This window comes from Devosia ureilytica, from assembly GCF_024273195.1.
Taxonomy (GTDB): Bacteria; Pseudomonadota; Alphaproteobacteria; order Rhizobiales; family Devosiaceae; genus Devosia; species Devosia ureilytica.
Genome location: NZ_JAMZCU010000003.1, coordinates 497369 through 515664, shown reverse-complemented (window position 1 = coordinate 515664; position 18296 = coordinate 497369). Strand labels below are relative to the sequence as shown.

The following is an 18296-nucleotide window of genomic DNA, read 5'->3' as shown; positions in this document are numbered from 1 at the left end:
GTCAATCCTTCAAGCGGCGGCCAATCATGGCGCAGGCCGGACACCAGCCAAACACTCCGGTGATCGCCAGTCCGATCCCCGCAACGGCAATGGTGTAGCCCAAGATTGGGTTGGGGGCGAAGGCAAATCCCCAGACGGCCATGGCGATGCCGGCGGCGACCCGGGACCGTTGTTCCCATTCATAGATGTTCTTGCGGTAGAGCATCGCTCTCTCCTGTTTCATGCAGCACCACAGCGATGCAGCTGCAAGTAAAGAGGAGAGGGACGGCCAAAACGGTTCGCGCGCCGCGTAAAATATTTCCCGCGGCGCCAAGTGGTGTTCGAGCACCTAGGTCCGATTGAAGTGATCGTAGATCAGCTGGGCCATGGCGGCGGAGATGGTCGGGACGGCCTGCAGATCAACGAGCGAGGCGCGGGAGACGGCTTTGGCGGAGCCGAAGTGATTGAGCAGGGCGCGCTTGCGGGTGGGGCCGATGCCTTCGATTTCGTCGAGGGGGTTCTTGACCACGTCCTTTTTGCGGCGCGAGCGGTGGGTGCCGATGGCGAAGCGGTGGGCTTCGTCGCGCAGGCGCTGGACATAGTAGAGCACCGGGTCGCGGTGGGGCAGCATGAAAGCGTCGCGGCCCTCGATGAAGAATTTCTCGCGCCCGGCGTCGCGATCCTCGCCCTTGGCGATGCCGATGAAGGTGACCTCCTTGGGCAGGTTCATCTCGGCAATCACTTCGCGCACGGCGTTGAGCTGACCGGCGCCGCCGTCGATAAAGACGACATCGGGCCAGTCGGGCATGCCGGTGTTTTCGTCCTCGGCGTCGGTGTCGCTTTCGGCGGCGAGGCGCGAGAAGCGGCGCGTGAGCACTTCGCGCATCATGCCGAAGTCGTCGCCGGGGGTGATGTCGGTCGATTTGATGTTGAAGGTCCGGTAGTGCTTTTTGGAAAAGCCTTCCTCGCCGGCGACGATCATGCCGCCCACCGCATTGGTGCCGGAGATGTGGGAATTGTCGTAGACCTCGATGCGGCGCGGAACGTCTTCGAGGGCGAAAACTTCGGCCACCCCTTCAAGCAGCGTGCGGTTTGACGCGCCTTCGGCCAGTTGGCGCCCAAGGGCTTCGCGGGCATTGTTGAGGGCGTGATTGACCAGATCGCGCTTTTCACCGCGTTGCGGGGTTTCGAGGCGCACCTTGCGGCCGGCGCGGGAAGATAGCGCCTCTTCGATGAGGGCAGGCTCTGCCATGTCGTGGCTGAGCAGCACCAGGCGGGGCGGGCTGCGATCCTCGTAGAACTGTACCAGGAAGGCTTCGAGCACTTCGGCGTCGGTGAGACTGTCGTCGGCCTTGGGTCGGAAGGCGTGGTTGCCCCAGTTCTGGAAGGCACGGAAGAAAAAGACCTGCACGCAGAACTGACCGCCTTCGTGATGAATGGCGAAGACGTCGGCTTCCTCCACGGAACGGGCAGTGGCATCGCCCTGGGACTGGATCAGGGCCAGCGCCGACAGGCGGTCGCGGATCAGGGCGGCGCGCTCGAAATCGAGATTTTCGGCGGCCGCGTTCATGTCGCGCTGCAGGTGGTCACGGACCGTCTGCGATTTGCCCGAGAGGAACAGGCGCGCGTCCTCGACCAGTTCGGCATAGCCCTCAAGGCTGATCTCACGCGTGCAGGGGGCAGCGCAGCGCTTGATCTGGAATTGCAGGCAGGGGCGGGTGCGGGCGGCGTAGAAACTGTCCGAGCAATTGCGCAGGAGGAACGCCTTCTGGAGGCTCGCAATGGTGCGGCTGACCGCGACGGCCGAGGCGAAGGGGCCGAAATAGTGACCCTTGCGACGCCGCGAACCGCGATGCTTGGTGAGTTCGGGCGCTTCGTGATCGCCGGTGATGAGGATATAGGGGAAGCTCTTGTCGTCGCGCAGCAGCACGTTGAAACGTGGCTTCAGCCGCTTGATGAGATTGGCTTCGAGCAGCAGCGCTTCGGATTCGGTTTCGGTGCGCACGAACTCCATGCTCACCGTGGCGGCGATCATGCGCTGGATGCGGACGGGCAGGCCTTCGGGGCGGGTATAGTTGGTGACGCGGGCCTTGAGGCTGCGCGCCTTGCCCACATAGATGACGCCACCATCGGCATCGAGCATGCGATAGACGCCGGGCGCAGCCGGGAGGGTGCGGACAAAGGCGCGGATGACGTCCGGGCCGGACGGGGGCGGATTGGTCATGTCAGTCATGATCGAGGCGTCGGGCCACGCTTGGCCGGATAGGTCAGGTGTTGTCCGCCATCGAGCGCCAGCATCTGGCCGGTGAAGGACGGCATCGAGAGAATGGCGAGGACGCCCTGAGCAATGGCTTCGGGGCCAGCATGGCGCCTGAGCGGCAGGTTGTCGACCGAAAGGTCGAACTCGGCCTGGGTTTGCCTGGCATTGGGCAGGACGGGCCCGGGGCCGATGGCGTTGACGCGAATGGCGGGGGCCAGCGTTTGCGCCAGGGTCTGGGTGGCCGTCCAGAGCACGGATTTTGACAGGAAATAGCTGAAATAGGCGGGGCTGGGATTGAGCACGCGTTCGTCGATGATATTGACGATATTGCCCGGGGCGCCTTCGGGCAATTGGGCGGCAAAATCGCGTGAGAGAAACACCGGCGCTTCAGCGTGGACAGCGAAGTGGGCATCCCAGAGCGCTTCATCGACATCGCGGGCGCTGTCTGGCTCGAAGGCCGACGCATTGTTGACGAGAACTGTCAGCGGGCCGAAGAGGGCCGCTGCGCGGGCAACAAGCGTGCTGCGCTGGCGGCGTTTGGCCAGATCGGCGCGCAGGATCTCGGCCTGGCCGCCCTCCGCCCGGATGCGCGAGCGCAGGGTTTTGGCGCCCTCGGCGTCGGAACGATAATGGATGATAACGGCATGGCCGGCATTGGACAGCGCCATGGCGATGGCAGCGCCGATGCGGTCGCCGGCGCCGGTGACAAGAGCGACGGCAGTGGACTGATTCGGCTGGATTTTGAGCGGTTTGGACATCGAGCGGACCATAGGCCGGAACGGGGGCGGGCTTCAATCGGGCTTGCTGCAGGCCCGCATCCTCGGCAGAACTAGACAAAGCCCCTGTCACCCCTTGGCAGCAGGTTTTGTGCTTTGTCCGAACTTAAAACGGGCGTAGCCTCATGGTGTTGCGGAGCGGGAGGCTTCGCGCAAAGAAGAGGGGGACTAGCATGGACGTAATCGTGCCCATCCTGGTGCAATTGATTGCTGGCGGTGCCGGCGGCAATGTCATCGGTCAATTGGCAAAGCAACTTAATCTGGGCACCGCTGGCAATTCTATTGTCGGCGCCATTGGCGGGCTCGCAGGCACCTGGCTGGCTGGCATGATACCGGGTCTCGATACATTGGTGGGTGCAGCCGCCGGTGCAGCGGGCACTGCCGGTTCGTTCGACTTTGGCGCCCTGGCCGGCCAGGGTGCTGCCGGCCTCGTCGGAGGCGGCCTGCTGACGGCCATCGCCGGGATCATCAAGTCGGCCATGGCGAAGAGCTGAAGCTTGCAATAGGCTTCCCACGCCCCGCGATCATTGCATTGCGGGGCGCGTTCACGTCCGAGTTCTCCATGCCGCATAATTTTGCTGTCGAGCGCGCTGACCAGGTGGGGCGCGCCATTGTCCTGACTCTCATCACCATCGGTGTCTTCGGCATCCAGGATGCTGTCGCCAAACTGCTGGTGCAGGATTATTCGCCGTTCCAGATCACCATGATGCGCTATTGGGGCTTTGCCGCGTTCGCGCTGTTTCTGGTGGCACGGCAGGCGCCGTTGCGGCAAGCGCTGCGCTCGCGAACGCCGAAGCTGCAATTGCTGCGCGGCGTGCTGCTGATGGCTGATATCTGGTTTTTCGCGCTGGCCTTGCAATCGGTGCCGCTGGGCGAATTGCAGGCCATTGTCATTGTCTATCCGCTGCTGGTGACGGTGTTTGCCATTCCCATATTGGGCGAAAAAGTCGGGTTGTTCCGGTTTGCGGCGGTTGGCGCCGGGTTCATCGGTGCACTGATCATCATGCGTCCCGGTGGCGTGCCGCTGGACTGGGGCGCTGGCTTTGCCCTGGCCTCGGCGACGCTTTATGCGCTCTACATCGTGGTCACGCGCAAGGTTGCGGCGATCGATAGTGCTGCGACCAGCATGACCTATGCTGCCCTTGTGGGATTGGTCTTGTCGGGCATCGTCGGCATGTTCTTCTGGCAGAATATGGGTTGGACGGATGTCGCGCTTGTGGTGGTAATCATGGCGACGACCTGTGCCGGGCACGGGCTGATGACCATAGCCTTGACCATGGCGCCGGCGAGCGTTTTGCAGCCCTTCAACTATTTCTCGCTGCCCTGGGCCATTGTGCTCAGCGTCGTGGTGTTCGGACAGTGGATCGATGCCATTTCGCTGCTTGGCGCTGCGGTCATTGTCGCGGCCGGCCTTGTGGTGATGGCGCGTGAGCGGGCAAAGCGTGTGCCAAAGGTGGGGCAGGAAGCGCTGCCCGCCGTCGAGTAAGGCGGTCTTGAACTGGCGGACCGCAAAGGGCATGTGTGCACAGTGTTGAGCGACGACGCTCCGACAGGCATGGGAGGCGCGCAATGATCTGGCTTATCGAGATTGCCCTGGTGTTGCTGCTGATTGGTGGCGGCTGGACCATGCTGACGCGCGGAAAGCAGAGCGACAAGCGCGACGCGCTGACCATGCGGCGGGTTGATGCCTATATCGAAACCATCCGCAGGGAACGTCGCTCGGCAGAGCTGGCGGCCATGAGCGACACTGAATTGCGCGACTTGCTGCATTCCGGTGCGCGAAACCTCAAGATCGCTGCTCAGCGCAAGAGCTGGATTGTGATGGGGACGGCAATCGCAACGGTGCTGGGCGCATCGGTTGTGGGCAGCCAGGAAGGCTGGCTGGGCTTTGGTGCGGTTGCTGCTATCGGCGCAATCGTGACTTACGGCGCCAATGAATATCTGGCGCGCCGGATGCGCGCGCCATTGGAGCGGCGCGGCGTCGATATCGACCGGTTGATGGTCGAATAGGTTCCAGACAAGGACGCCGCCCCCAGTGAGGGAGCGGCGCAGGATCGGTCAGTTGCCGATGCAGAAGTAGCCATTGGGGCCATTGAAGCAGACGCTGCCCCCGGAGTGGCCCGGATAGGTCGGCTGCGGGCGTGGGCGCGGGTTCCAGTGGGGTGGGCGCGGCGGACGCGGGCGCTCCCAGCCGTTATCCCAACCATTGTCCCAATCGTTATCCCAGCGGTCGTCCCAATGCGGGCGGCCAGTGCTGAGATAGTTTGCGGAAACCCAACCGTCCGGGCCGCGCTTTTCGACGTAGCACCAGCTGCCACGGCATTGCTGGACGTTCACAGGCTCGCCGCGGCGCAGCGTATCGACCACGCGATAGCCGGTTCCGGGGCCGGTGCGAACGTTGACATTGCCGGTGGCGACTGCGGGTGCGGCGGAAGCGGCCATGGTGGTGGCGATGACGGCCAGGGTCGCGAGACCGGAGGCGAAGAGTTTTTTCCTGAGGGTCATGGCGGAGGTCCTTTCCCTGTACTGTTGGCATTGATGCCTTGGTCTCAGAGAACCCCATTGCGCATGAACCCAAGCTGAACGAAGCGTTAAGGCTGATGTGGCCGGTGATCCAGGTGTTTGGTTGTCGTGTTTCCGATTCTCGGATCAAGTCCGAGGCGCAAAAACGGCACCGCGTTGCGGGAAACGCTCTAGAAGCGCAGCAGGTCGACGAAGCGGCCCAGGGCGTCGGCAAATTTCTTGCGGTGCTTGGGCTTGAGTTCGCCCATCAGCGCCTCTTCGAGCTGAGCCCAGTGATCGGCCAGGGCATTGCGAATGCGCACGCCGCGCTCGGTCAGGGCCAGGCCCGGCTCCAGCTCCGGCCCAACCGCCTGGCGGGTGATGAAATCGCGGCTGGCGAGGCGTTCGAGACGGCTTGAGAGCATGTCGGCAGACAGGCCCAGTTCACGCGCCAGGTCCGCCTCGGTGGTGCCGGAGCGGCCAAGCACGAACAGCACGGCGTCATCACCCGGCTCGAGGCCCTTCTCGACCACAGGCACCAGAAGCGCCTTGTGCGCGAGTTGTCCGGCTTCGATGAGCCGATAGAGCGCGGAGCGGGGGGAGGGTCTGGACATGGGCGGGAAAATAATCCGATCTCCTCGTCGCCGTCGATTGCGCATCCATCCTATCGTTAATCGCTCAACGACCAAGGGGCGTTATTGTTCACTGTGCGCAGATGAGTTATGCGTCGATTGACCACCATTGGGCGGCTCCCTGCTCATAATCGCAAGCGCGCCACGCTGTCGCTGTCATCGAACGGACCCGTCATGTCGCAGGATATTTCCCGCATCCGTGCCTTTGTGCAAGTGTTCGACGCAGGCGGTTTTTCGGCCGCTGCCCGGCAGCACGGGCGCTCCAAAGCCCTGCTCAGCAAATATGTCACTGATCTCGAGGATTACCTGGGCGTGCGCCTGATGAACCGCACGACCCGGCGGCTGAGCCTGACCGAGGCGGGGGAGGCCTATTACCGCGAAGCCTCGAGCCTGTTGCAGCAACTCGACGATCTGGACGCGACAATTGCCGACCAGACGACCGAGCCACGCGGCATGCTGCGGGTGTCGGCGCCGCGCAATTTCGGCGAACGCACGCTGGCGCCGGCGATCTTTGCCTATCTCGAAAAGTTTCCCAAGGTGACACTCGACCTGCGGCTGGAGGATCGCTATGTCGATCTGGTCGACGAGGGGATCGATGTTGCGCTCAGGATTTCGACGCTGGCCGATTCCTCGCTTATCGCCCGCAAGATCGCCGATATGCATGTGGTGGTGGGCGCTGCGCCGAAACTGATCGGCAAGGTGGGTACGCCCAAGCATCCCGAGGACCTGCGGCATCTGCCCTGTATTGTCGATGTCAACTTGCAGGGACAGTCGAACTGGCGCTTTACCGAGGATGGCAAGACCATTTCGGTGCCCGTGACCGGCCCGCTGCGTGTCAACTCGCCGCTGGCGGCGCGCACGGCGGCGGTGATGGGCCTCGGTTTTGTCGTATTGCCTTCCTATCTGGCCGAGCCGGCGGTGCAGCAGGGTGACCTGGTGCCGGTGCTGGCGGATTTCCTGCCGACCGGGCAAACCCTGCAGGCCGTTTATCCGCACCGGCGACACCTGGCCGGCAAGGTGCGGGCACTGATCGATCATCTGGTGGAGTGGTTCGCCACCCATCCCGTGCACTAGAGGCCCGACTTGACCAGACTTTCGGCGCGATTGATCGGTGTGGCACTGATCACACTGGGGCTGGCGCAGCCCGCGTTGGCGCATCCGCACATCATGATCGACGCCAGGGCGGTGGTTCGTCTCGATGATGCAGGCCGGGTCACGGCGCTGCACCACAGCTGGACCTTCGACACCGCCTTTTCGGTGTGGATGGTGCAGGGACTGGATACGGACGGCGACGGCACCGTCAGCTCGGCGGAAATGCAGGACCTGGCCAACGAGAATATGCTCGGCCTGGCCGACTACGGGTTTTATACATATGCCGGGGACGGCATGGATTTTGCCCCGGTCGGGGACCAGAAGATGGTCTATGCCGACAATCGGGTGACGCTGGATTTCACCATTACGGCGACGACACCACAGGCCGTGGGCGAGCGGTTTGAACTGGGTGTCTATGACCCCGAATACTACGTGGCGATCACGGTCAATGAGCCTGCCGATGTGACGCTGGAGAATGCGCCTGAGGGCTGCGCGGCGCGGCTTGAACCGCCCGTGCCAGTGGCCCCCGAAGTCGAGGAGCGGCTTTATTCGCTTGGACCAGATGTGCTGGAGCTGCCGCCCGATCTTGCCGCCGCCATGCGGGGTACGCAGGGGCTGGTGGTGGTGAGTTGCGGTGCGGCACCTGTCGCCGCGACCGCGATTGAGGCGGTTGAGCAGGTGGCCGCCGCCCGGCCAGCAGCGCCCTTTGGCGGGCCGCCGCCCGAAGTGGGCATCAGCTTGCCGCGCAGCGGGTTTTTCGGCTGGCTGCAGGCGCAGCAACGTGAATTTTATGCGGCCCTGACGGCGGCGCTGGATGCGCTGCGCACCGACTGGACGGCGTTCTGGGTGCTGGGCGGACTGAGCTTTCTCTATGGCGTTTTCCACGCTGCCGGGCCGGGGCACGGCAAGGTGGTCATTTCGTCCTATGTGCTGGCCAATGAACAGCAATTGCGCCAGGGCATCGTGCTGAGTGCGCTGTCGGCGCTGATGCAGTCGCTGGTGGCGATCGGCTTCGTGCTGGTGCTGGCGGGCGCGCTGAACCTGACCAGCACCGCGCTGGGCGAGGCGGCGCACTGGGTGGGCGTCGTCAGCTATGCCATGGTGGCGCTGCTGGGGCTGTGGCTGGTAGCGCGCAAGATATTTGGCTGGGGGCACAGCCATGATCACTCCCATGTTGAACATCATCACGATCACGATCACGACCATGGGCATCACGAGCATAGTATGCACCACGCGGTAGGCCCCGGGGATATTCGGGGCAATTGGCGCGAGCAGCTGGGCGTGGTTCTCGCGGTGGGACTGCGGCCCTGTTCGGGGGCACTGGTGGTGCTGGTGTTTGCATTATCGCAGGGCCTGCTGGCGGCCGGGATTGCGGCGGTGCTGCTGATGGGGCTGGGGACGGCGATTACCGTGGCGGCACTGGCGACCCTGGCGGCGACGGCCAAGGGCCTGGCCGGGCGGATCGGCGGAGCCGAGAGTGCGCTGGCCGGGGCGCTGGTGTGGTGGGCCGAATTGCTGGGCGCAGTTGCGGTGCTGGCATTCGGGGTGCTGCTGCTGATCGCCAGCTTCTGAGTTGGATCACCCGGATCGGCGCGACCCATCGCCGCCTTGCGGCCATGCGGTAACAGGCTATGGTGCGTCACCCTGGAACTTTTCCAAACTGGTCCCTGATGTCCGCGCAGCTTCCCCCTGACCATCCTCCCGTGCCCAAGCAGAAAATCGGCGTTCTGCTGCTCAACCTGGGTACGCCTGATGGCACTGATTATTGGAGCGTGCGGCGGTATCTGAAGGAATTCCTCTCCGATCCTCGGGTGATCGAGACCAACAAGTTCCTTTGGTGGCCGATCCTCAATCTGGTCATTCTCTCCTTCCGGCCGCAAAAGAGCGGGCATGCCTATGCCCAGATCTGGGACAAGGAAAAGAACGAAAGCCCATTGCGGGTGATCACGCGGGAGCAGACGGAGAATTTAGCACAGCGCCTCAAGGGCGAGGATATCGTGGTGGAATTCGCCATGCGCTATGGCAATCCATCGACCCAGAGCGTGCTCGAAAAAATGCAGGCTGCCGGGTGCCAGAAGATCCTGCTGGTGCCGCTTTATCCGCAATATTCGGCGACGACGACGGCGACGGCCAATGACAAGGCGTTCGACGTGCTCAAGACCATGCGCTGGCAGCCGGCAGTGCGGACGGCGCCGGCCTATTTCGACGACCCGGCCTATATCAAGGCCCTGGGCGATTCGATCCGGGATGGTGTCGCGGCGCTCGATTTCGAGCCGGATGTGGTGATCACCTCCTACCACGGCATGCCGGTGGAATATCTGCAGCGCGGCGACCCCTACCATTGCCAGTGCTACAAGACCACGCGGCTGCTGCGCGAATACCTGGGCTGGGACAAGGACCGGCTGATGGTCACCTTCCAGAGCCGGTTCGGGCCGACCGAATGGCTGCAGCCCTATACCGACAAGACGCTCGAAGCGCTGCCGGGGCAGGGCAAGAAGAAGGTGGCGATCCTGGCGCCGGCCTTTTCGGCCGATTGCATCGAGACGCTCGAAGAGATCGCCATGGGCGGCAAGGATAGCTTCATGGAAGCGGGCGGGGAGAAGTTCGCCTATATCCCGTGCCTGAATGCCTCGCCCGGCGGCATGGACTTCGTGGAAGCCATGGTGCGGCGGGAACTGGCGGGGTGGCTTTGACCTCCCCCTCGTTTACCCCCACCCTAGCTGTGCTACGGCCCCTGGCCTAGCGACGCTACCCTCCCCACAAGGGGGAGGGAGGGATGAACACCGGCGTTTTGGTCTGCGCCTCCCTCCCTTGATGGGGAGGGAATGAGGGTGGCGTGACATCACCATCCGCGCCCGACGAAATCGGGCGGGGTGACGTTGACCAGGCCCCGGCCCACGATATAGCTGCGCTCCACCCAGCCATAGTCGGGGATGCGGCACCATTGGGTGGAGCCCGAGGGCCAGAGCGGGTGGCCGGCGTCGCCGAACCAGGTGCCGCGGTCGCTGTCGCCATCGGTCTGGGTACAATAGTCGATGGGGATTTCCTGCCCCTCGCGGACATGGCCGAGAACGGCGAAGCGGGCATCGGGCCCGGCATGGACGGCGATAGTGCCGCCGGACACGCGGGCGGTGACGGTGATCGCGAGCGCGGGCGTGGCGAGCACAAGGGCGGCGAGCGCAGCGATGGCAAGGCGGGTGAGGGCGCGCATGGGGGCCTCCTGAGGAAATTTTCCCATCCATGCGGGATCGGCATGGCGACATCAAGACGTGCAGAATCGCCGCTTCGCCTTACGGCGTGCGGTGACACGGTGAAAAGCGGCTTTCGCCCCGAAGGTTTTAGTAAAGAAGAGGCGAAAGCCGCTTCCCACGCCCGGGATTTCGGACGCACGCATCGAGCGGCCCCCTTGCAGGTTGTTGCCTCGGATCACGGAATGGATACGCCCGGCGGTGGTCTGCCGGTGGGGCCTCGCGATGGCGCTTGGTCCCGATCTCAAGCCGTGCCGCCGACAACTGGCCGGTGGTCAGCATACACGCCTCCGCCCGGTCGACACCGTGCGGCCCAGTCTTCCCGCCCGACACCTCGTCAGTGCCGCGTGTTATCGGCGGGAACGAGGGCAGTATGGGGGACGCTGGATGGGGCGGGGATTACTTTCGGATTTGTGATTTTTTTTGAAGAGGATACCCCCACCCAGCTTCGCTACGGCCTGACGGCCAAGCTTTGCTTGCCTCCCCCTGACAGGGGGGGAGGAGCGCATGGTGGTGGCGTCCGGATCAGCAGAGAAACTCAATTCTACCCCTCCCCCTTTTCAGGGGGAGGTTGGGTGGGGGTGTTTCAATGCGGTGGGACAGCAGCGGCCCTCGCCACTCGACGACAGGTCTTATGGCCTTTTCAGATTTGCCCTTCAGGACGGCTCTCGGTCCACCAGCCAGCGGTCGTCGCGGTCGGACCAGGCGGCGGAATGGGCCTCGCGGAAGCGGGCGAGCGCCAGACGCGCTTCGTCGAGGTTCTGGGTCAGCGTGGCCTTGCCGGGCGCCTCGGGCAGGGGACGACGGAGGGCGCGGGCGCCCACTTCGCGCGACACCAGCCGATAGAGATCGGCCCGCAGCAGGCGCACCAGTTCGACCAGCAGCGGCGATGGCGAAACGGCGTCGGGCAGGGTCCGCAGCTGAGCTTCGAGCTGGTCGATCTCGATGGCGAGATGCCGAAAGGTGTTGAGCTGGTGAAAGGAAATGGAGCTGTGATTCAGCCGCCAATCTTTGCGCATGATGGATCTCCAAAAGTGGTTTGGGCCATTGTGCGCGCGGGGATCGGGGGCGGGGACAAGTCCTTTCCTGCCCTGCCACAGTCGCACCACTGGCGCGCCCGGCGCTGCGCAGCGTAGGATCATGACATCGGAGCAGGAGGCGTGGATGAGGCAAGGTGCTGGATGGGTCGCTTTGGGCGTGGCGCTGGCAATGGGCGGCGCGGCGGCGGCGCAGGAGGCAATGCCGGAGGGCTGGTTTCTCGAAGAATTTGCGCGTTCGGGCCTGACCGATATCTATCTCTATTGGCTGGACCCGGCGGTGGGCGGACAGGTGCTGCAGATCAGCTGCCAGGAGGGTTGGCCCGATGTGAGCATTGCCGCCTTCATGGACGAACCCGAAACCGAGCCGAAGGTGCTGAGCGTGGTCGCGGGTGACCGGCGGGTGGATATGGCGTCCCCGGTCAGCGGAGTGGTCAACGAGCGCTATTCGACGGGCGGCACGACACTGTTCACGCCGGAGGTGATGGACATCCTCTCGGGCCAATTCTCGGTGGAAGTCGACGGCGTGGAGCAGGGGCGCTACTCGGCCGCGGGCGCGGGAGACGAATTTGCGCGGCTGTTTGAGGCCTGCCCGGTCGATGGGGATGGGACTTAGGGGCGGGCGAGGTCGCTACGCATGGGCCGTCGTCTTGCTCGGATCGTCACCCTCGGGCTTGGGCCGAGGGCGTGTCGTTTCAGTGCAGAGCGCGGCATGGGTGGACGTGTCACCCCCTCCTAGCTGCGCTAAGGCCTGCGGCCAAGCTTTGCTTGCCTCCCCCCTCCAGGGGGCGGTGACGCGCCGGCGCATGCCGGACCTGCGGTGGACCCCCTCTGCTCCCGTATGCCGGACCTGCGGTGGACCCCCTCTGCTCCTCCCCCTGTTTCAGGGGGAGGTTGGGTGGGGTTTTCGCTAGTACCTCACCCCACGCTTCGCCACGATCTGCGCAATCTTCGAGCCGGGCCGTAGGCAAATTCGCTCCGGTGGAGCGAATTTAGGTGAGAAGGCCATGAGAGCTACGCTCGAATGGCGAGTGTCGCTGGCGCCGAGATACCGCCCGCGTTCGAGGATTTCGAGGACTGCCACTCGCGCATAGCTCTCATGGCCTTCTTGGCTTGAAAGGCTCCACCGGAGCCTTTCATCCGGCTATGCCGGACGGCCTGCGAAGCCCGCTGGGCGGGGTGTAGGTGTCGTCATCATCAAGCGGCGGGCCGCTGTTGGAGAGAAACGCGGTGGCATGAGGGGAGTGTGGCGCCGGAGGGTTCTGGTGTCCAATGAAGGATTTTTATTGGGGGGATAGGGCTAGGTGATTCAACATGAAAGGTCACAATGTCGCTCAAGAAGAATCAGCGAGACACACCTGATCCATCTAAAACGCTCAAAAATTCAAATTCAAATTCCTCAACCGATCGTCCGCTGGAGCTGAATATGAGCTCTTCAAGCGTGGTGTCCACGTAAGTTCCTCGAAGAGGATTGTATAGAATTATTCTATCTATTCCATTATCCCCCCCCAAGTTTGCCAGAGTCGCATAAGTTAGAGCTTGTCTGAAGTCTGTACTTCTAAACGATCGATCAACATATTTTATTTCTATTATTGTATCATCTACCCGAATGTCCCCTTGGCATTTTTCTAGCATTCCTAAACCGCGAAATTCGGGGAAAAACGTGACGTCTTTTCCACCGACTGACCTACAAAGCTCTGTTATGCGTTGCGCGATTGAGGTGACTTCGGACAACTCAGGCGCCGTGAGTCTAATTCCATCCGTGGAAGCATTTGAGCTTGTCTCGCTTGAGAGGAAGCGGGTGGCCTCGTCAAAGGCGACACTTAAATTCTCTTCGATAGGCGGCTTGTCGCCAAGCGCCGCCAATCGAAAGCCAACTTCGCTAATCAAGTCGCGTCTTGACGGTTCCGATTTCGTCTTAAGGGGTGTTTGCAACCGTTCATAGCCGAGGTTGAGGGTACGAAGAACTGCCTCCAAATTTGGGAGCGCAGAGCGCCAAAAACCTGAGAAATTGTGCGCAAAAGTTCGCTCATTGATCATAGCGGCAACTTGAAATCTGGCTGCTTCTCCGCTCGCCAATCGCGAACGATACTTTCGAAAGGATTGAACCAATCCTTTGCAAAGCCTCGCCAATGCTTACCTTCATCATTTAGGTAATATGAGGCTAGGATAAGTGCGCGTCGCTCCCAAAGGCTAAGTGTCTGAAATTTTTGCTTCTCCATCGAAATCCAAGCAAAGTTCTGCCAGTTGGCGAACGTAATAATCACGTCACGACGAACGATTGAATCGGTCGAGTTGTCGTAGCATCTGTGTAGATGCTCCTGATTCAGTGCACTCTTTTCCATCGAAATGATACGATTTGCGAACGCCAAATTTGCTGCTGATTGCAATACCTCGTGCTTATCCGAATATAAATCTCTAATTCTATCGCATATCTGAGACCTGGACTGGGAGTTGAGGTTTTTAAAGAATGACGCAATTGCTATGAAAACGTTCGAGGCGATAGGGTATAGGACATCCATATTGTCTAGCATGGAAATTGCCGCACCAAACTGGGCACTTTCCGATACGTGCCGGAGTGCGGAAATTATCTTCTTTGTCGTCGCGACATGAACTCTGGTTTGCGCCAACTGCTCGTTGAGTAAAGCTACAATGTCGATTGAGTTCAATTCGGATTTTAGAGCTTCGTAGTCTTGCTCAGCGTTTGATGAATACGGATCATATCTTAAGGTAAGTGACATTAACCTTTGAACAGGTGTCACAGACGCGCCGGCATCAACCAAAACATTCTTGTTTACTGCTATGAATTCTGCCCTTGTGAGAATTCTCGTTTTTGATTTCTGCAAGGACAAACTATCGTTTGAAAGAATTTTAGATACATTAAGGAGCGATGCATAAGCTTCATGCTTCGATGTGCAGAATATATGGTAATCATCGGCATATCTTGTGAAATTTATCTGGCTGCTTCTCATGTATATGTCTGAATTGACTAGGGCCAGTTCTGCCAAAATTCTGGATGCTGGTCCGCCAATGGGAAGTCCGCTTGATCGGGTCTGTGTTAAATTTCCCAGATAACCCATGATGCTTTTTCGTACCTTTGGGTCCGCGCCGATCAACTGCAGTGCATTCTCAATTTTGTGATGGCTTATCCTAGAGTAACAGTCTGCAATGTCGCAAACGACTATATATTCATGTTGTTCTGCTATTTCTGCCGAACGTCGCATGAAATCTATCCAACCAATGTCCCTCCTGAATGTGTCTCCGGACATGTAGTTTTCTCTGGATAGCCGATACGAGAAAATCTCTTTGTCAGAGAGTCTGGCGTCCTCTATTTTCTCAGCTACGGATAGGACATTTCCCAAGAAAAATGCGTTCCAAAAAGGGTCCAGTTGAGTTCCTTGACGGAAGCCAAATGTCCCAGCGGGAACGAGGGAACTTATGTCTTGCGGCGCATTAGCGGCAAAATTTGAATCGAAGTTTTCATGCGCTTCGACTAGAAGGGGCAGCACGCTATCTATTTTATCGTAGAGAATTCTATTCTCTATCGGAAACGGGAAGATATCGGTGTCCCCGTGTTTGTAGATATTCTCAATTGCGGCTCTGAAAAATTCTTGCACGCGCCGGCCCCCATAAGACTATCCTCATGGTAGAGCAGCAACCACCGGCTGTCATCCCGGCGTTGATCCGGTATCCATCACCCGCGTTCAGGATTGGCCCCGGGTCTGCGCCGGGGTGACAATTGAGTGTCCTGGGACGCGGTCGGTGCCCTCGTGGTTCGAGGCTTCGCTTCGCTGCGCGCCTCCCCATGAGGGCTGCGGGGGGCGTCCGCGGGACTTTCGGTTCTGGCTTCCCTCCCCCTTGAGGGGAGGGCAAGCAGAGCTTAGGTCCGTCAGGACCTTAGCGGCGCTCGGGTGGGGGTGTCAGCGCCTCCGGCAACCATCGAGATTTGCAGCACAATCCGACACCCCCACCCTAGTTGCGCTAGGCTGCTCCGCAGCCAGCTTCACTACCCTCCCCTCAAGGGGGAGGGAGGCCATGGAGCCGGGCGTTCTGTGGCTTAGGATACCTCCCCCTCGAGCGTATCCAGTTCCATCTCCCGCAGCCGCTTGACCTCGTCCCTGAGCCGCGCCGCCTTTTCAAACTCAAGGTTCGTCGCGGCTTCGCGCATTTCGCGTTCCAGGTCCTTGATGACCGTGGCGAGGTTGTCGCCGGTGACGACCTTCTCTTTCCCGTCCTTGCCCTTGCCGATGCTGATCGTGACGTGGTCGCGTTCGGCGGTGCTGTCGACGATGTCGTTGATGCGGGCTTTGACGGATTGGGGGGTGATGCCGTTGGCGAGGTTGTAGGCCATCTGTTTTTCGCGGCGGCGGTTGGTTTCGGCCAGGGCGCGTTCCATGGAGCCGGTGGTGCGGTCGGCGTAGAGGACGACCTTGCCGTCGACGTTGCGGGCGGCGCGGCCGATGGTCTGGATCAGTGAGGTTTCGGAGCGGAGGAAGCCTTCCTTGTCGGCGTCGAGAATGGCGACGAGGCCGCATTCGGGGATGTCGAGGCCTTCGCGGAGGAGGTTGATGCCCACCAGCACGTCGAAGGCGCCGAGGCGCAGGTCGCGGATGATCTCGATGCGCTCAATGGTGTCGACGTCCGAGTGCATGTAGCGCACGCGGATGCCTTGCTCGTGCATATATTCGGTGAGGTCCTCGGCCATTTTCTTGGTGAGGACGGTGCAAAGGGTGCGGTAGCCGGCCTTGATGGTCTGGCGGATTTCGTCGATGACGTCGTCGACCTGATGGGTGGCCGGGCGGATTTCGACCGGGGGATCGATGAGGCCGGTGGGGCGGATGACCTGTTCGGCGAAGACGCCGCCGGTCTGTTCCATTTCCCAGGAGCCGGGGGTGGCCGAGACATAGACCGATTGCGGGCGCATGGCGTTCCACTCCTCGAAGCGGAGGGGGCGATTGTCCATGCAGGAGGGGAGGCGGAAGCCGTATTCGGCCAGGGTCGCCTTGCGGCGGAGGTCGCCGCGATACATGGCGCCGAGCTGGCCGATGGTGACATGGCTTTCGTCGACAAAGACCAGGGCGTCATCGGGGAGATATTCGAACAGCGTCGGGGGCGGCTCGCCGGGCTTGCGGCCGGAGAAGTAGCGCGAATAGTTCTCGATGCCGGCGCAGGAGCCGGTGGCTTCCATCATTTCGAGATCGAAGAGGGAGCGCTGTTCGAGGCGCTGGGCTTCCAGGAACCGGCCGGCGCCGTTGAGCTCCTGCAGGCGCGCCGCCAGCTCGGCTTTGATCTGCTTGATCGCCTGGTTCATCGTGGTGCGCGGCGTCACGTGGTGAGAGTTCGCATAGACGCGGATGAAGGTGAGGTCGGCGCTTTTTTTGCCCGTTAGAGGGTCGAATTCGGTGATCGATTCCACCTCGTTGCCGAAGAGGGTGACGCGCCAGGCGGCGGCTTCATAGTGGGCAGGGAAGATCTCGACGGTATCGCCGCGCACGCGGAAGGTGCCGCGCACGAAGCCGGTGTCGCCGCGCTTGTATTGCAGGGCCACGAGCTTGGCGAGCAGCTGGCGCTGGTCGATCTTTTCGCCCTTCTGCACGTCGATGGTCATGGCGGTGTAGTCTTCCACCGAGCCGATGCCATAGATGCAGGAGACCGAGGCGACGATGATGACGTCGTCGCGTTCGAGGATCGCGCGCGTGGCCGAGTGGCGCATGCGGTCGATCTGCTCGTTGATGGTCGATTCCTTCTCGATATAGGTATCGGTGCGCGGGACGTAGGCCTCGGGCTGGTAATAGTCGTAGTAGGAGACGAAATACTCGACCGCATTGTCCGGGAAGAAGCCCTTGAACTCGGAATAGAGCTGGGCGGCGAGGGTCTTGTTTGGCGCCAGGATCAGCGCCGGGCGCTGGGTGCGGGCGATGACCTGGGCGGCGGTGAAGGTCTTGCCCGAGCCGGTAACGCCGAGCAGGACCTGGTCGGTCTCGCCATTCTCGATGCCTTCGACGAGTTCGGCAATGGCGGTGGGCTGGTCGCCGGCGGGGACATAGTCGGTGACGAGGCGGAAGGGCTTGCTCTCGCCGCGCTTGGCCGGGCGCTCGGGGCGGTGCGGCATCCAGGGGGCGGAGCCTTCCACCTCCTTGCGGCCATGCAGAATGATCTGCTCGAGCGCCTTGACGGTGGCGGTGACGCCGACCGTGGTGGCGCCCGACACGTCCTCGTTGTTGCGGGCCTTGTTCTTTTTCACCGAAGCGTCGAGCGCTTCGCGCAGCTTGGCCTGGGTCTCTGGATCGGCGGCGGCAGTGCGGGAGATATCGCGGGCAGTGAGCTTTTGGGACGGCATGTGGCCGAAGCCGGCCTGGGGCGCTTCGCCAAAACCCTCCACATCGACGCGGTCCACCGAGTTGATCTTGGTCTTGCCGGCCTTGGCGGACATGCCGGTGGCGGTGTCGTGGCTTGACTTGGTGGTGCGGCGCTTTTCGAGGGCGGTCTTTTTTTCGCCCTCGCGCCGGGCGGGCTGGGGCGCCGCTGCCTCCTTCTCTGCCGCGTCGGCCCGGTCGAGGGCGCGCTTGTTCTTCATGCGCTCGGCATAAAGCGGCTTGCTCGCCTGCATGTCCTCGGCCTTCTCGATTTCGGCAAAGAACTCGTCGATGGAGAATTCGGCTTTTCCCGGACGGGTGGATTTGGGGGCCATGGCGCGCTCGCAAGATCAGCAACAGGGGGGCGGTACAGATGATCCCATAGATGGGCGCTCTGTCACGCAATGTCAGCAG

Annotated in this window: 16 protein-coding genes and 1 pseudogene; 7 read left to right on the top strand and 10 right to left on the bottom strand. The window is 61.7% G+C overall.

The window, feature by feature from the left end; all coding sequences use genetic code 11:
* Window position 1: 1 nt before the first annotated feature.
* From NIM87_RS10290 to NIM87_RS10280, 3 genes are all read right to left on the bottom strand, one after another.
* Window positions 2–205 carry a YgaP family membrane protein gene (locus NIM87_RS10290; RefSeq protein WP_254674569.1) on the bottom strand — a complete coding sequence of 68 codons (204 nt, stop codon included), beginning with the start codon at window positions 203–205 and terminating at the stop codon, window positions 2–4.
* Between the two features lie 123 nt (window positions 206–328).
* On the bottom strand, window positions 329–2212 hold the full coding sequence (gene uvrC, locus NIM87_RS10285; protein ID WP_254677787.1) for an excinuclease ABC subunit UvrC: 1884 nt from the start codon (window positions 2210–2212) through the stop codon (window positions 329–331).
* Window positions 2209–2997, bottom strand: coding sequence for an SDR family oxidoreductase (locus tag NIM87_RS10280; protein WP_254674567.1), 789 nt, complete (start codon window positions 2995–2997; stop codon window positions 2209–2211). The genes uvrC and NIM87_RS10280 overlap by 4 nt, the downstream gene beginning before the upstream one ends.
* Before the next feature lie 191 nt (window positions 2998–3188).
* Here NIM87_RS10280 and NIM87_RS10275 point away from each other — a divergent pair, with 191 nt between their 5' ends.
* The 3 genes from NIM87_RS10275 (at window position 3189) to NIM87_RS10265 (ending at window position 5025) form a co-directional block, all read left to right on the top strand.
* The gene (locus tag NIM87_RS10275) at window positions 3189–3509 is read left to right on the top strand and encodes a hypothetical protein (RefSeq protein ID WP_254674566.1); all 321 of its coding nucleotides are present in this window, start codon (window positions 3189–3191) and stop codon (window positions 3507–3509) included.
* Window positions 3510–3577: 68 nt separating this feature from the next.
* Window positions 3578–4501, top strand: coding sequence for a DMT family transporter (locus tag NIM87_RS10270; protein ID WP_254674565.1), 924 nt, complete (start codon window positions 3578–3580; stop codon window positions 4499–4501).
* Window positions 4502–4584: 83 nt separating this feature from the next.
* Window positions 4585–5025 (top strand): hypothetical protein, encoded by a 441-nt coding sequence (locus NIM87_RS10265; protein ID WP_254674564.1) that lies wholly within the window; start codon window positions 4585–4587, stop codon window positions 5023–5025.
* 48 nt (window positions 5026–5073) lie between these two features.
* Here NIM87_RS10265 and NIM87_RS10260 read toward each other — a convergent pair whose 3' ends face one another.
* Window positions 5074–5520: an SH3 domain-containing protein gene (locus NIM87_RS10260; RefSeq protein ID WP_254674563.1), complete on the bottom strand. Its 447-nt coding sequence runs from the start codon at window positions 5518–5520 to the stop codon at window positions 5074–5076.
* Window positions 5521–5708: 188 nt separating this feature from the next.
* Window positions 5709–6131, bottom strand: coding sequence for a MarR family winged helix-turn-helix transcriptional regulator (locus NIM87_RS10255; RefSeq protein WP_254674562.1), 423 nt, complete (start codon window positions 6129–6131; stop codon window positions 5709–5711).
* 108 nt (window positions 6132–6239) lie between these two features.
* On the opposite strand from NIM87_RS10255, the gene NIM87_RS10250 reads away from it, so the two are divergent.
* The 3 genes from NIM87_RS10250 (at window position 6240) to hemH (ending at window position 9934) form a co-directional block, all read left to right on the top strand.
* The gene (locus NIM87_RS10250; RefSeq protein ID WP_332017516.1) at window positions 6240–7223 is read left to right on the top strand and encodes a LysR family transcriptional regulator; all 984 of its coding nucleotides are present in this window, start codon (window positions 6240–6242) and stop codon (window positions 7221–7223) included.
* A gap of 9 nt (window positions 7224–7232) precedes the next feature.
* Window positions 7233–8813 (top strand): HoxN/HupN/NixA family nickel/cobalt transporter, encoded by a 1581-nt coding sequence (locus tag NIM87_RS10245; protein ID WP_254674561.1) that lies wholly within the window; start codon window positions 7233–7235, stop codon window positions 8811–8813.
* Between the two features lie 98 nt (window positions 8814–8911).
* Complete coding sequence (gene hemH / locus NIM87_RS10240; protein WP_254674560.1) at window positions 8912–9934, top strand: ferrochelatase; 1023 nt, start codon at window positions 8912–8914, stop codon at window positions 9932–9934.
* Window positions 9935–10083: 149 nt separating this feature from the next.
* Here hemH and NIM87_RS10235 read toward each other — a convergent pair whose 3' ends face one another.
* Window positions 10084–10452, bottom strand: a complete 369-nt coding sequence (locus NIM87_RS10235) for an SH3 domain-containing protein (RefSeq protein WP_254674559.1) — start codon at window positions 10450–10452, stop codon at window positions 10084–10086.
* Between the two features lie 693 nt (window positions 10453–11145).
* Window positions 11146–11508, bottom strand: a complete 363-nt coding sequence (locus NIM87_RS10230; RefSeq protein WP_254674558.1) for a hypothetical protein — start codon at window positions 11506–11508, stop codon at window positions 11146–11148.
* 145 nt (window positions 11509–11653) lie between these two features.
* On the opposite strand from NIM87_RS10230, the gene NIM87_RS10225 reads away from it, so the two are divergent.
* Window positions 11654–12142 (top strand): hypothetical protein, encoded by a 489-nt coding sequence (locus tag NIM87_RS10225; RefSeq protein ID WP_254674557.1) that lies wholly within the window; start codon window positions 11654–11656, stop codon window positions 12140–12142.
* Between the two features lie 728 nt (window positions 12143–12870).
* Here NIM87_RS10225 and NIM87_RS10220 read toward each other — a convergent pair.
* The 3 genes and pseudogenes from NIM87_RS10220 to uvrB form a co-directional block, all read right to left on the bottom strand.
* Window positions 12871–13416 (bottom strand): hypothetical protein, encoded by a 546-nt coding sequence (locus tag NIM87_RS10220; RefSeq protein WP_254674556.1) that lies wholly within the window; start codon window positions 13414–13416, stop codon window positions 12871–12873.
* 146 nt (window positions 13417–13562) lie between these two features.
* Window positions 13563–15143: an RNA-directed DNA polymerase gene (locus NIM87_RS10215; RefSeq protein WP_254674555.1), complete on the bottom strand. Its 1581-nt coding sequence runs from the start codon at window positions 15141–15143 to the stop codon at window positions 13563–13565.
* Window positions 15144–15610: 467 nt separating this feature from the next.
* Window positions 15611–17716 (bottom strand): annotated as a pseudogene (uvrB, locus tag NIM87_RS10210) (excinuclease ABC subunit UvrB); the annotation flags it as partial.
* Window positions 17717–18296 lie beyond the last annotated feature (580 nt).

Coding starts and splice junctions, on each gene's coding strand:
- NIM87_RS10290 (WP_254674569.1), bottom strand. CDS start 205: ATGCTCTACCGCAAGAACATCTATGAATGGGAACAACGGTCCCGGGTC.
- uvrC (WP_254677787.1), bottom strand. CDS start 2,212: ATGACTGACATGACCAATCCGCCCCCGTCCGGCCCGGACGTCATCCGC.
- NIM87_RS10280 (WP_254674567.1), bottom strand. CDS start 2,997: ATGTCCAAACCGCTCAAAATCCAGCCGAATCAGTCCACTGCCGTCGCT.
- NIM87_RS10275 (WP_254674566.1), top strand. CDS start 3,189: ATGGACGTAATCGTGCCCATCCTGGTGCAATTGATTGCTGGCGGTGCC.
- NIM87_RS10270 (WP_254674565.1), top strand. CDS start 3,578: ATGCCGCATAATTTTGCTGTCGAGCGCGCTGACCAGGTGGGGCGCGCC.
- NIM87_RS10265 (WP_254674564.1), top strand. CDS start 4,585: ATGATCTGGCTTATCGAGATTGCCCTGGTGTTGCTGCTGATTGGTGGC.
- NIM87_RS10260 (WP_254674563.1), bottom strand. CDS start 5,520: ATGACCCTCAGGAAAAAACTCTTCGCCTCCGGTCTCGCGACCCTGGCC.
- NIM87_RS10255 (WP_254674562.1), bottom strand. CDS start 6,131: ATGTCCAGACCCTCCCCCCGCTCCGCGCTCTATCGGCTCATCGAAGCC.
- NIM87_RS10250 (WP_332017516.1), top strand. CDS start 6,240: ATGCGTCGATTGACCACCATTGGGCGGCTCCCTGCTCATAATCGCAAG.
- hemH (WP_254674560.1), top strand. CDS start 8,912: ATGTCCGCGCAGCTTCCCCCTGACCATCCTCCCGTGCCCAAGCAGAAA.
- NIM87_RS10235 (WP_254674559.1), bottom strand. CDS start 10,452: ATGCGCGCCCTCACCCGCCTTGCCATCGCTGCGCTCGCCGCCCTTGTG.
- NIM87_RS10230 (WP_254674558.1), bottom strand. CDS start 11,508: ATGCGCAAAGATTGGCGGCTGAATCACAGCTCCATTTCCTTTCACCAG.
- NIM87_RS10225 (WP_254674557.1), top strand. CDS start 11,654: ATGAGGCAAGGTGCTGGATGGGTCGCTTTGGGCGTGGCGCTGGCAATG.